The sequence below is a fragment of the Streptomyces boninensis genome, assembly GCF_048572725.1.
GTDB classification, from domain to species: Bacteria; Actinomycetota; Actinomycetes; order Streptomycetales; family Streptomycetaceae; genus Streptomyces; species Streptomyces boninensis.
This window is the reverse complement of record NZ_CP183837.1, coordinates 8,782,156-8,794,222: the sequence shown is the minus strand read 5'-3', so window position 1 is coordinate 8,794,222 and position 12,067 is coordinate 8,782,156. Positions and strand designations below refer to the sequence as shown.

10 protein-coding genes and 1 pseudogene are annotated in these 12,067 nt (G+C 71.0%); 6 read left to right on the top strand and 5 right to left on the bottom strand.

All coding sequences use genetic code 11. The features are described from left to right. The first annotated feature begins 43 nt into the window (after positions 1–43). Entirely contained in the window at positions 44–1,606 is a 1,563-nt protein-coding gene (locus ACNNMR_RS39605) for a serine/threonine-protein kinase (RefSeq protein ID WP_419999562.1), read from the top strand. Between the two features lie 34 nt (positions 1,607–1,640). Here the strand turns inward: ACNNMR_RS39605 and ACNNMR_RS39600 are convergent, their stop codons facing one another. Then, complete coding sequence (locus tag ACNNMR_RS39600) at positions 1,641–2,663, bottom strand: zinc-dependent alcohol dehydrogenase family protein (RefSeq protein ID WP_420000635.1); 1,023 nt, start codon at positions 2,661–2,663, stop codon at positions 1,641–1,643. Between the two features lie 62 nt (positions 2,664–2,725). Further along, the gene (locus tag ACNNMR_RS39595; protein ID WP_419999561.1) at positions 2,726–4,246 is read right to left on the bottom strand and encodes a carboxylesterase/lipase family protein; all 1,521 of its coding nucleotides are present in this window, start codon (positions 4,244–4,246) and stop codon (positions 2,726–2,728) included. A 95-nt stretch (positions 4,247–4,341) separates the two neighbouring features. Here ACNNMR_RS39595 and ACNNMR_RS39590 point away from each other — a divergent pair, with 95 nt between their 5' ends. Beyond that, positions 4,342–4,680 carry a hypothetical protein gene (locus tag ACNNMR_RS39590; RefSeq protein ID WP_419999560.1) on the top strand — a complete coding sequence of 113 codons (339 nt, stop codon included), beginning with the start codon at positions 4,342–4,344 and terminating at the stop codon, positions 4,678–4,680. A 39-nt stretch (positions 4,681–4,719) separates the two neighbouring features. Here ACNNMR_RS39590 and ACNNMR_RS39585 read toward each other — a convergent pair whose 3' ends face one another. Further along, the gene (locus ACNNMR_RS39585) at positions 4,720–5,706 is read right to left on the bottom strand and encodes a glutathione S-transferase family protein (protein WP_419999559.1); all 987 of its coding nucleotides are present in this window, start codon (positions 5,704–5,706) and stop codon (positions 4,720–4,722) included. 91 nt (positions 5,707–5,797) lie between these two features. Continuing rightward, positions 5,798–6,088 (bottom strand): annotated as a pseudogene (locus ACNNMR_RS39580) (MFS transporter); the annotation flags it as partial. A 169-nt stretch (positions 6,089–6,257) separates the two neighbouring features. On the opposite strand from ACNNMR_RS39580, the gene ACNNMR_RS39575 reads away from it, so the two are divergent. Next, on the top strand, positions 6,258–6,914 hold the full coding sequence (locus ACNNMR_RS39575; RefSeq protein ID WP_419999558.1) for a class I SAM-dependent methyltransferase: 657 nt from the start codon (positions 6,258–6,260) through the stop codon (positions 6,912–6,914). On the opposite strand, the gene ACNNMR_RS39570 is transcribed toward ACNNMR_RS39575, so the two are convergent. Then, positions 6,899–8,557 (bottom strand): alpha-L-arabinofuranosidase C-terminal domain-containing protein, encoded by a 1,659-nt coding sequence (locus ACNNMR_RS39570; protein ID WP_419999557.1) that lies wholly within the window; start codon positions 8,555–8,557, stop codon positions 6,899–6,901. The two genes, ACNNMR_RS39575 and ACNNMR_RS39570, sit on opposite strands and share 16 nt — an antisense overlap. A gap of 166 nt (positions 8,558–8,723) precedes the next feature. Between ACNNMR_RS39570 and ACNNMR_RS39565 the strand changes: the two genes are divergently transcribed. From ACNNMR_RS39565 to ACNNMR_RS39555, 3 genes are read left to right on the top strand one after another with little or no spacing between them, the layout of a single operon-like run. Beyond that, positions 8,724–9,689: a carbohydrate ABC transporter permease gene (locus ACNNMR_RS39565; protein WP_419999556.1), complete on the top strand. Its 966-nt coding sequence runs from the start codon at positions 8,724–8,726 to the stop codon at positions 9,687–9,689. Beyond that, positions 9,686–10,591 carry a carbohydrate ABC transporter permease gene (locus ACNNMR_RS39560; protein ID WP_419999555.1) on the top strand — a complete coding sequence of 302 codons (906 nt, stop codon included), beginning with the start codon at positions 9,686–9,688 and terminating at the stop codon, positions 10,589–10,591. The genes ACNNMR_RS39565 and ACNNMR_RS39560 overlap by 4 nt, the downstream gene beginning before the upstream one ends. After that, positions 10,588–12,051, top strand: coding sequence for a sulfatase-like hydrolase/transferase (locus ACNNMR_RS39555; protein WP_419999554.1), 1,464 nt, complete (start codon positions 10,588–10,590; stop codon positions 12,049–12,051). Before ACNNMR_RS39560 ends, ACNNMR_RS39555 begins: the two co-directional genes overlap by 4 nt. The last annotated feature ends 16 nt before the right edge of the window (positions 12,052–12,067 follow it).

The following is a 12,067-nucleotide window of genomic DNA, read 5'->3' as shown; positions in this document are numbered from 1 at the left end:
ACAAGGCAGTGGCCTCGGGCCTCACACGAAGGAGGTGTAGCCGGTGCACGACCAGCTCCTCGGAGGCCGCTACCGGTTGGTGCGACAGCTCGGCGAGGGCGGGATGGGCCAAGTCTGGGAGGGGCAGGACGAGTCGCTGGGCCGGCCCGTCGCGGTCAAGGTGATCTCCCTGCTCGCCGGTGGCGGCAACCGCGGCGACGAGATGCGCGCCAGGTTCCTTCGCGAGGCCCGTATCACCGCCCGTCTGCAGCACCCCAACATCGTGACCGTCCACGACCATGGCGAGACCGGAACAGCGGAAAGCAGAGTCCCGTTCCTGGTCATGGAGCTGCTCCAGGGCGAGGGGCTCGACGCGAAACTCCGACGCGGTGCCGCCGCGCTGCCAGACGCTGCCCGATGGGGCGCGCAGATCTGCGACGCGCTCGCTGACGCGCACGGCGCCGGAGTCACGCACAGAGACATCAAACCGTCCAACGTCCTCATCACGCCGTCCGGCAACGTAAAGGTGCTCGACTTCGGAATCGCTCGGGCGGCCGACCCCTCCGCGACCGCAGGCCACCTCACCCAGACCGGCTTCATCGTGGGCACACCGCCGTACATGGCGCCCGAACAGGCACGCGGCGCCCCGGAACCGCGAAGCGACCTGTATGCGCTCGGCTGCCTCATCTTCGAGATGCTTACGGGCCGGCTGCCGTTCCAGGCCCCCGACACCGTGGGCTACCTCACCGCACACCTCACCCAGGAACCCCCCGCCCCCAGCTCCGTGTCCGCGGGCATCTCCTCCGCCTGGGACGACCTCGTGCTGACCTTGCTGCACAAAGACCCCGACCAGCGCTACCCGAACGCCACCGCCCTCGCCCAGGCGCTGCGACAACTCGATCGCACCCACATTCCCGAGGTATCACTCCAGAGCACCGCGGCGCAGCCGCCGCCACCGCGCACGCTCCCCATGGACAGAACACGGCAGCAATCCCGCCCTGACGAGCCCTTCACCTTGTCATGGACTGGAGAAGAGCCGCTGGACGCCTACACATCGTGGAAAGGCAACCGTGGCCTGACCATCGGGTACACGATCGCGTTCGCCATACTACTGATCGGTTTCCTCATCATGCTTGTGCTGGCACCCGGCGACCCGTTCAGGGCCGACCACGGGGAAAGCAACTGGTGGGTCGGCACGATGAGCGGATTCGCAATACTCGGGGCGTACTGCCTCATTGGACTTGCAGGGGTCGGCTGGCTCGGGCTGAGTACGGGAAACTCCCCCTGGTCCCTGCAGATCGGGCCACCGGGTATCAGAACCATCAAGGGTACCGACAGGCGGGAGTACGAGTGGAGCCAGGTGCAGACGTTCTCCACCGAAGAGGTCTTGGGAGAGGGTGGTGATCGAGCTGCCGGCGGACTCCACATCAAGTTCATGGAGGGTGACGACGGCAATGCTTCATCGAAGTCCCATCCGCCGGGATGGCCGTTCTTCTCAGGTGTACCCAAGCGCAACGGAATGGTGCCCGTCTGCGTCCTGGGACCGATGACGAACCAGCAGCAAACCGCACTGCGCGAAGCCCTCGCCCGATACGGGCAGGGCAAGGCCGACCCCTGGGGTGAATGAACATCCGCGAGGCAACCGACTTCGGAAGCCGGCATCACGGGCGTGAACGCCCAGAGCTCCTCTCAGCAGCAGGCTGAAGCACCGCGACCCCGCGGACCTTCCCCGCCGCCAGGTCGTCGAGGGCGGTGTCGGCGTGGTCGAAGGGGTACGGGGTGACGGTGGCGCGGATGCCGTGTTCGGCTGCCGCGTGGAGGAAGGCGCGGCCGTCGGCGCGGGTGTTGGCGGTGACGCTGCGGAGGGTGCGTTCGCGGAAGAGGTGGCGGTCGTAGTCGAGGGCGGGGATCTCGGTGACGTGGATGCCGGCGACGCTGAGGGTGCCGCCGGCGTCGAGGGCTTCGAGGGCGACGGGGACGAGGGCGCCGGCGGGGGCGAAGAGGAGGGCGGCGTCGAGGGAGCCGGCGGGGGCGCTCGCGGGTGGGCCCGCGGAGGCGGCGCCCAGGGTGCGGGCCAGCTCCTGTGCCGCGGTGGAGCGGGTGAAGACGTGCACCTCCGCGCCCTGGGCGATGGCCAGTTGCGCGGTGAGATGCGCGGAGCCGCCGAAGCCGTACACGCCCAGGCGTCCGCCCTCCGGGAGCTCGGCGAGGCGGAGGGCGCGGTAGCCGATGATGCCGGCGCAGAGGAGCGGGGCGAGCTCGGCGTCGCTGGGGCCGTCCGGGAGCTCGTACGCGAAGTCGGCGGGCACGGTGGCGTACTGGGCGTAGCCGCCGTCGGCGTCCCAGCCCGTGTAGCGGGAGTCGGGGCAGAGGTTCTCCTGGCCGCGGGTGCAGTAGCGGCAGGTGCCGCCGCAGGTGCGGCGGAGCCAGGCGATGCCGACGCGGGTGCCGGCGGGCGGCGCGGCGGGGGTGCCGGGCCCAGCGGCGATCACCTCGCCTACGACCTCGTGCCCGGGCACGACGGCGGGCCGGTGCGGGGGCAGGTCGCGGTCGCGCACGTGCAGGTCGGTGCGGCAGACCCCGCAGGCCCGGACGCGGACGAGCAGCTCACCGGCGGCGGGCTCGGGTACGGGCAGCGAGGCGGCGTCGAGGCGCCCGGGGCGGCGTACGGTCCAGGCCCGCATGGCCGGGGGTGGAGGGGTGCCCATGGACCGCATCCTGCCATCCGCCCGGCCGCGGTCCCGGGCTATTGCGCCGTCAGCGGCAGGGCGGTGAAGACGTGTCGCTCCCAGAGGCGGCGGGAGGCCTCCTCGGGGTACGGGGCGACGGTGGGTTCGGTGTCGAGGAGTTGTACGGGGCGGTGGCCGGTGTCGTACGCGGGCCAGCCCGGGGCGCCGGTCGCGGCGAAGGCCGTCCAGGCGTCGCGGAGGTGGGCGGAGACGGTCTCGGCTTCGGGCGCCTCGTCGCGGGAGATCAGCAGCGCGCCGAGGCCGTCGTCGATGGCGCCGAAGGCCAGCGGCACGTCGAGGCCGTGGCAGGCGCCCAGGGAAACGTCGTCGGCCGGGGCGGGCCAGGTGAGCTCGTAGACGTACGCGCGGCCCCCGCCGGCCACGTGGGCGTCGGCCAGGTGCAGGGTGGGCATGCGGAACAGCCAGTCGGACTGGACGAATTCCAGCAGCCGCTCGGGTGAGGCGCCGGGGAAGGCAGCGCGGTAGGCGTCCTCGGCGTGTGCCGTCGGCCCGAAGATGCTGAGCGCCTGCGCCGCCATCGCCTCATCGACCTGGCCGAGCCGCCCGTCGAGCAGCAGGAAGAGGCGGTACTCGTCGCGGTTGTGCCCGACGATGAGGTCGACGTCGCGGCCCGCGCCCGAGGCCAGGGCCTCCCAGGGGGCGGAGGGCAGCACGTCCCCGTCGACCACGGGCGAGTAGGGCGTCAGCGTGTGCGCGACCGCGCCCCACCGGTCGGCGTACTCCGACATCCGGGCGCTGAACGCCGCGCCCGCCTCAGGCAGCTTGCGCGGATCCACCGCGGCCAGGTCGGCGACCGTGGGACGCAGCCCGATGCCGCTGGTCAGAGCCTCGGCGATGTCCGCCGCAAGGGCGCCGTCGAAGTACGTACCCGGCACGCTCTGCGCGATCGCGCGCCGGAACAGGCCCCGGGCCCGCGGCATGACCAGCAGCGCGGCTATGGACCCGGCGCCCGCGGACTCGCCGAAGACGGTGACGCGGTCGGGGTCGCCGCCGAAGGAGGCGATGTTCTCCCGCACCCACTCCAGGGCGGCGATCTGGTCGAGCAGGCCGCGGTTGGCGGGTGCCCCGTCGAGCTGCAGGAAGCCCTCGACGCCGAGCCGGTAGTTGAGGGTGACGACCACGACCTCGCCCTCGCGGGCCAGCCGGGCGCCGTCGTGGGTGATGTCATCGGCGGAGCCGAGCTTGTACGCGCCGCCGTGGATCCACACCAGCACCGGGAGCCGCGCCGCCGGGTCGGCGTCCGGGGTCCAGACGTTGACGGTCAGCCAGTCGTCGCCGGCCTGCGGCGGTACGACGGGCGGCGCGGGCTCGGGGCCCAGCGCTTCCTGTGGCGCCTGCGGCCCGTACGAGAAGGCCTCCCGCACGCCGTCCCACCCGTCCGGCCGCCGCGGCGCCGCGAACCGGGCCGCGCCGACCGGTGGTTGCGCGTACGGGATGCCGCGGAAGACGGCGGTCCCGCCTTCCCGCCGCCCGCGCACCGTGCCCGACGCTGTGCCGACCTCCGGAAGCTCACCCATGCGGTGACCAAAGCCGAAGGAGCCAGGGATTGCAAGGGCCTGTTCGGTAACCTCCCACCTCGACCGGCCGAAGGCCCGAGAAGTAAGGAGACGTCATGAGTACGCCCGTGACCGACGAACAGATCAAGGCCCTGGCCGCGACGGCGAAGCCCTTCAGCCTGGCGCTCCTTCAGTGGGGGCCGGAGCGGACCATGGACGGCGCGGACGCGATCGAACTGGAGCACCAGCGGCGCATGGTGTCGCTGCGTGCTGAGGGGGTGATCGCGGTCCTGTGCCCGGTCGCCTCCGACACCGTGGCCGGCGTCGCAATCATGACCGTGCCGGCCGAGGAAGCCGCAGTGATCATGGAAGGAGACCCCTGCGTACAGGCCGGGATGATGCGCTGCGAGGTTCACCCGTGCCACGGCTTCCCCGGAGACGCCCTCCCCGCATGAACGATCCCGGCCAGGACAATCAGCCCCTGGCCTCGTGGCTCAGCCGAGCGCGGGCACCCGCTCCGCCTCCGGCGGCGGGCCCGGCGGCGTGCCGTCGCCGAACGGCCGGCCGCCGAGGTCCTCGCGGCCGTGCGCGGTGAGCCAGCCGCTGGGGTCGGGGCCGAGCGGGACGATGCCGGTCGGGTTGATGTTGCGGTGCACGCCGTAGTAGTGCTGCTTGGTCTGCTCGAAGTCGATCGTGTCGCCGAAGCCGGGGGTCTGGAAGAGATCCCGTGCGTACGCCCAGAGCGCCGGCATGTCGGCCAGCCGCTGCCGGTTGCACTTGAAGTGGCCGTGGTAGACCGCGTCGAAGCGCACCAGGGTCGGCCAGAGCCGGACGTCGGCCTCGGTGATGGTGTCGCCGACAAGGTAGCGGCGGGTGCGCAGGCGCTCCTCCAGCGCGTCGAGCCGGTCCCACAGCTGCCCGTAGGCCGTGTCGTACGCCTCCTGGGTGCCGGCGAAACCGCACTTGTAGACGCCGTTGTTGAGGTCGCGGAAGACGCCGGCGGCGACCTCGTCGATCTCGTCGCGCAGCTTCTCCGGGTACAGGTCGGGGGCGCCGTCCCGCTGGAGGCCGGCCCACTCCTGCCCCAGGTCGAGGGTGATCTGCGCGAAGTCGTTGGTGACGACCTGGCCGGTGGGGATGTCGACGATGGCCGGGACGGTGATGCCGCGCGGATACTCCGGATCGCGCCGGAAGAAGGCCTCTTGCAGGCGCTCGATGCCGAGCACGGGGTCCTTGCCGTCCGGGTCGAGGTCGAAGGACCAGCTCCGCTCGTCGTGCAGCGGCCCGGCGATGCCCATCGACAGCACGTCTTCGAGACCCATCAGCCGCCGCACGATCGCCGCCCGGTTCGCCCAGGGGCAGGCGCGGGCGATGACCAGGCGATAGCGGCCTTCGGCTACGGGATATCCGTCCCGCCCGTCGGCGGTGATGCGCGTCGTGATGTAGTTCTGGTCCCGCCGAAACTCTCCGTCACCAGCCATGCCATCGACCCTAACTCGGCTCGCCCAGGAAGGCGGTCACCTCCGTCAGGAGTTGTGCGCGCCCGGCTGCCGCGCGCTCCAGGTGTACGTAGGCAGCGGCCAGGAAGTTGGCGGCGGCGAGCAGGAGCATGAAGGTGCACAGCATCCGGCGGCGGTCGATGCGCGCGGTCGTCACCGTCACGACGGGCGCGGCGACCGCCGCCAGCAGGCCGGGCATCGTCATCATCAGCCCGGACATGCCGTCGGAGATCGTGAACGAAGCTCCGATCTTGGTGAGCATCCCGATGGGCAGGATCTCGGTCGCAACGATCGAGAAGATCCCGAGCATGATGGAGACGACGGCCGGCCAGCCGAGCGCGGAAGATCTTTCGGTACGGATCATGTGATCCACCCAAGCGAGACCCCGGAGCCGGAGCTGGCGGAGATCCGCCGTGAACAGCCGGGCCGCCGCCCGCAGCGCACGCCTTGCCGATTCGGCAAGATTTCGTGCTCCCACGGGCCGCGACGTGCACGATCGCTACGAAGAGGGACCACCGAAGGGAACGTGCCCGATGGCTGATCACGAGCAGATGTCCGAGGAAGAAGCGGCCGCCATGTTCGAGCCGCCGGCGTGGGAGGAGCGGTATGCCGGTGAGGAGGTGTTCTGGAGCGGGAAGCCCAATCCGCAGCTCGTGGCCGTGGCCGCCGAGCTGACCCCCGGCACCGCCCTGGACGTCGGCTGCGGTGAGGGCGGTGACGTGATCTGGCTGGCGCGGCAGGGCTGGAAGGTCACCGGCGCCGACTTCTCCGCCAACGGCATGGCCCGCGCCGCCAAGCACGCCGCCCAGGCGGACGTCGCCGACCGCGTCGACTGGTGGCAGGTCGACGCCCGCACCTTCGCGGCGGAGGGCCGCTCGTACGACCTGGTGACCACCCACTACCTGCACGCGCCCGACGGCGGCATGGTCGACGTCACCCGCCGCCTCGCCGAGGCCGTCGCCCCCGGCGGCCACCTGCTCGTCGTGGGCCACGCGCCGTCCGGGCACTTCGGCGAGATGACCGAGAGCCATCGCAAGGCCATGTTCCGCGCCGAGCAGCTGCTGCCGGCCCTCCCGGCGGACTTCGAGGCCGTGGTGGCCGAGCAGCGGAACCGGACCCTCGACCGCGGCGGCGAGCAGGTCCACGCCGAGGACGCGATGCTGCTCGCCCGCCGTCAGCCCAGGTCGTAGGCGAGCACCGTGACCGAGTGCGCCGGGAAGGTGTAGCACCCGTCCGGCGTCTCCACCGCCCCGCGCTCCCGCACGGCGACCCGCTCGGGTTCGCTGAGGCTGTTGGCCGCCAGCACGTCGGCGACGTCCGCGCCCAGGTCCCGGACCTGCGCCACGGCCGGCAGCCCGCTGCCGCCCGCGCCGTCGCGGACGATACGGGCCGTCAGCGCCGCGTCCCGGTGCCGGTTGACCACGGCCACGTACAGCCGCCGCCCGTCGGCCGACTGCGACGCGCTCGCGTCCAGGTGCGGCACGACCCCGGGGCGGGTGCTGAACTCGCCCCCCGCCTCGCGGTTGTCGCCCTGCCGGACGGCCGCGCTGCGGGCCGGGCCCTCGACCGTGGTCGGCAGCGCCACCTGCCCGGTGTGGTTCTGGTACAGGTCCCACACGTGGTACGACGCCGACTTGACCGCGCCGCCGGGGCGGGCGACGACGAGGCCGTTGGCGTTGACCAGGTTGACCGTATTGGCCATCGTCACCGGCGCGGGCAGTGCGGCGGTGCGGTGCAGGGTGTGGAAGACGCCCGCGTAGAACAGGGCGTCGGCGAGGGTGCGGGGGCTGTAGCGGTTCACCCGCCAGCCGTCCTGGTGGCCGTCGGCAGCCGGCTCCGGCAGCTCCCGCACCGCCGTCCCCCCGTCCGCCCCCGGCTCCGGTTCCGGCCAGGCCGCCGGCTCCACATGCCGGATGTTCCACTCGTCGAGGGCCAGCGCCGGCGGCCGCTCCAGGCCCGCCTCCGCCGAGAGCTCGGCGACCAGGTGGGCGTAATCCTGGATCTGCCGCTCGAAATACAGCGGCTGCGCGACGGTCGCCTCGTAGTCGTCGCCCGCGCCGTCGCGGCGGGCCGCGCCGTACAGGTGCAGTGAGATGTAGTCGATCAGCCGCCCCGCCTCCTTCAGCACCGGCCGCGTCCACTCCTCCTGCTGCCAGGGGCTGCCGCAGGCGATCAGCTTGAGGTCCGGGTCGACCAGGCGCATGAAGCGGGCGTGCTCGCGGGCCGCGGCGGCGTACTCGGCGGCCGGGCGGTAGCCCATCTGCCAGGGGCCGTACGGCTCGTTGCCGATGCCCCAGAAGCGGACACGGTACGGGTCGGGGTGGCCGTTGTCCTTACGGCGGCGGGTGTAGGCGGTGTCGCCCGCGTAGTTGGTGTACTCGACCCAGCGCACCGCGTCGTCCACGCTCCGGCAGCCGTGCACCAGGAATGGCTCGGCGCCCACGTCCGCGCACCAGGCCAGGAATTCGTCGGTGCCGAAGCGATTGGACTCCTCGCTCCCCCACGCCAGCTCCAGCCGCCGCGGGCGGGCGTCCCGGTCGCCGATGCCGTCCTCCCAGTGGTACGGGGAGGTGAAGTTGCCGCCGGGCCAGCGGACGTTGGGAATGCCCAGCTCACGGCAGAGGTCGAGGACATCGCGGCGGAAGCCCGCCCGTACGCCTGGCCCCGCCTCCGCATGCGGCGAGCCCTCGTCGAAAACGCCGCCGTCGATGTTGCCGAAGAAGGCCGACTCCAGGAAGTGGCCGTAGATGTCGCGCTCGATCCGGCCCGTCGGATGCCGCGTGTCGACCTCGATCACGGCCTGCACGGGATGGGTCTCCTGGATTCGGCTCACGCGCCGACCGCCTTTCATCGGGTCCGCTCATCAGGTCTGCCGCAGGGGCTTGTACAACGTAGTAGACAACGTGATACTTGCTCCCCGCGGACGTCAACCCCCGTGGACTCCCCTGTGGTTGGCACCGGCGCCGGACGTCGAGGACGAGACACCCCCTGGAGCGCCCATGAGCATCGCGTCACTGAGCCGTCAGAAAGCCCCGCCACCAGGCACGACGGAGGAGCCGCCCCGATCCCGGCGGCGCCCCAATGTCACCCTGTGGATCTGGGGCTTTCTCACGCCGACGATCGTGCTGTACGGCCTTTACACCGTTTACCCGGTGGTGGCCAGCTACTGGTACTCGCTGGTCGAGTGGAACGGCTTTGAAGGCGAGCAGACCTTCGTCGGACTGCAGAACTACAGCGACGTCTTCGCCGACCCGCTGTTCTGGAACTCCTTCAAGATCACGATGCTGTTCATGCTCGTGGTCGTGCCGCTGAAGGTCTTCCTGACCCTGCTCGCCGCGATCATGCTCAACTCCCCGAAGATGCCGATGCGCACGCTCTTCCGCACCGCGCTCTTCCTCCCCGTCGTCACCACGACGGCGATCGTCGGCGTCGTCATGCAATTCATCTTCGACCCGGCCAGCGGGCCGGTGAACGAGGTGCTGCGCAAGCTGGGCCTCGCCGAAGGGATCAACTTCCTCGGCGACTCCTCCACCTCCCTCTGGACGGTGAGCCTGGTCTACGTCTGGAAGTGGTTCGGGATCACCCTGATCTACTGGCTGGCCGCCCTGCAGACCATCCCCGACGACGTGCTGGAGGCCGCCCGCATCGACGGCTGCGGGCCCCGGCAGCTGCTGCGCCACATCACACTCCCGCTGCTCAAGCCCTTCCTGATCATCATCACCCTGCTGTCGCTCGAGTCCGCGCTGAAGGTCTTCGACCTGATGCAGACGATGACCGGCGGCGGCCCGTACTACTCCTCCGAGGTCGTCGAGATCTACATCTACCGCTGGGCCTTCGCCGCCACCGTCCCGCAGCTCGGCTTCGCCTCCGCGGCCGCCGTGATCTTCGGGCTGTTCGTGTGCGTGGTCGGCGCCCTCCAACTCGTCGGCGTCCGGGCGGCGCAGAAGGCGCGAGGTGCGCAGTGACCCTGACCAGTGAACGTACCGCCGCCACCGAAGCCACCGCGGTCGTCCGCAACAACCGCTGGACCTGGCCCCGGGTCGCCCGCCGGCTGCCCTGGTGGATCGCCGCGCTGCTGATGGCGGGCGGCTGCCTGCTGTGGGTCTATCCCTTCGCCTGGATGATCGCCGCCTCGCTCAAGTCCCAGCTGGAGATCTTCGGCTCCGGCCTCTCCCTCATTCCCGACTCCCCGGCCTGGGAGAACTACGGCCGGGCGTGGAACGACGCCGGCTTCGGCCGCTACATGCTGAACACGGTGATCGTCACCTTCGCCACGGTCATCCTCGTGGTGCTGCGCTGCGCCACCGCCGGATACGTCCTGGGCCGCTACTCCTTCCGCGGCCGCAAGGTCATCATGGCGATCCTGCTGATCACCCTGGTCGCCCCGACCGGCTACACGATCATCCCCGTCGTCGACATCTCCATGAAGCTCGGCCTGCTCAACTCCCTCACCGGCATGGTCGTCGCGCTCAGCGGCAGCGCGCACGTGGTCGGCGTGCTGCTGTACGCCGGCTACTTCCGGTCGATCCCCAAGGAACTGCACGAGGCGGCGGTCCTCGACGGCGCCGGATTCTTCACCATCTTCTTCAAGGTGATGCTCCCGATGGCCCGCCCGGTCACCGCCACCGTCATCCTCACCACCTTCCTGGCCACCTGGAACGCCTACTTCCTGCCGCTGGTCTTCACCTTCTCCCGGCCCGAGCTGCGCACCCTCAGCGTCGGCATGACGGCGTTCGTCGGCGAGAACTCCACCGACTGGTCGGGCATGGCGGCCGCCGCGACCATCTCGCTGCTGCCTGTGGTGATCCTCTTCATCCTCATGCAGCGCCAGTTCATCGACGGAATCGCAGGAGCTGTGAAATCGTGAGCGCCCGCCCGGCACCCGCCGCCCCCAACATCCTCCTGATCTGCACCGACCAGCAGCGCTTCGACGCCGTCCAGGCGTACGGCAACCCCGAGATCCACACCCCCAACCTCGACCGGCTGGCCACCCAGGGCGTGCTCTTCGAGAACTGCTACGTACAGAGCCCGGTCTGCGGCCCGTCCCGCGGTTCGCTGATGTCCGGCCGGTACGTGCACGCCCACGGCGAGTGGGCCAACGGCGTCCAACTCCCCAACCATGAGCGCCTCTTCACCCGCGAACTCGCCGACGCCGGCTACGACTGCGGCCTGGTTGGCAAGCTCCACCTCGCGGCCTGCTTCGGCGGCCGCACCGAGCCGCGTCTCGACGACGGCCTGCGGGTCTTCCGCTGGGCCCACGACCCGTACCCGGGCTCGTCCGAGAACGCCTATCACCGCTGGCTGCGCGCCCGCCACCCCGGCCTGTACGAGGCGGCGGCCGACAAGGACTCCGACGTCACCTTCGACTCGATGCCCACCGAGGCGCACTACAGCCACTGGATCGGCGAGGAGACGGTGGAGTTCCTGCGCACCGGCCGGGAGCGGGACAAGCCGTTCTGCTTCATCGCCAACTTCTTCGACCCGCACCACGGCTTCGGCGCCCCGGAGGAATACCTGGCGCGTTACGAACCCGACGCCCTGTCGCGCCCGGTCACCACCCCGGACGAGCTCGCGTCCAAGCCGCCGATCTACACCGAGGCCTCGAAGGAGTCCTACGGCGGCCACGCCAAGGGCTATGTCGCGTACACCCCCGAGGAGCTGCAGCAGACCAAGGCCGCCTACTACGCCATGGTCACGCTCGTCGACGACGAGGTCGGCCGGATCCTCGACACCCTCGACGAGGAAGGCCTGGCCGAGAACACCCTCGTCGTCTTCACCAGCGACCACGGCGAGATGCTCGGCGACCACCAGCTGATGCTCAAGGGCCCGATGATGTACGAGTGCGCCATCCGGGTGCCGCTCCTCATGCGGCTGCCCGGCACCCTCCCGGCAGGCGTCCGCCGCCAGGAGCTGGTGCAGTGGATCGACCTGACCGCCACCCTCGTCGACGCCGCCGGGCTGCCGCCGCTCCCCCGCGGCCAGGGCGCGAGCCTGCTGCCGCTGGCCCGCGACGACGCCGGCGCCGCCACCGGCTGGCGGGACTGGGCGCTGTGCGAGTACCGCAACAGCGGCCACCCGTACGACCCGCCGGTGCACACCACGATGCTCCGCCGCGGCCACCTCAAGCTCGTCGTCCACCACGGCGACCCGGCCTCCGACCGGGCCCGCACCGGCGAGCTGTACGACCTGCGGTCCGATCCGCAGGAGCTCACGAATCTGTGGAGCGAGCCCCAGCACGCCCAGCTGCGGGCCGCGATGCAGGAGCGGCTGCTGGACGTCCTGGTCGCGACCGAGGACAGGACCCAGCCGCGCGATGCGTTCTGGTGACCCCGCAAGCCACTCC

Excerpts from the sequence above, each read along its gene's own strand:
- ACNNMR_RS39600 (WP_420000635.1), bottom strand. The coding sequence starts at position 2,663 with ATGCGGGCCTGGACCGTACGCCGCCCCGGGCGCCTCGACGCCGCCTCG.
- ACNNMR_RS39595 (WP_419999561.1), bottom strand. The coding sequence starts at position 4,246 with ATGGGTGAGCTTCCGGAGGTCGGCACAGCGTCGGGCACGGTGCGCGGG.
- ACNNMR_RS39590 (WP_419999560.1), top strand. The coding sequence starts at position 4,342 with ATGAGTACGCCCGTGACCGACGAACAGATCAAGGCCCTGGCCGCGACG.
- ACNNMR_RS39585 (WP_419999559.1), bottom strand. The coding sequence starts at position 5,706 with ATGGCTGGTGACGGAGAGTTTCGGCGGGACCAGAACTACATCACGACG.
- ACNNMR_RS39575 (WP_419999558.1), top strand. The coding sequence starts at position 6,258 with ATGGCTGATCACGAGCAGATGTCCGAGGAAGAAGCGGCCGCCATGTTC.
- ACNNMR_RS39565 (WP_419999556.1), top strand. The coding sequence starts at position 8,724 with ATGAGCATCGCGTCACTGAGCCGTCAGAAAGCCCCGCCACCAGGCACG.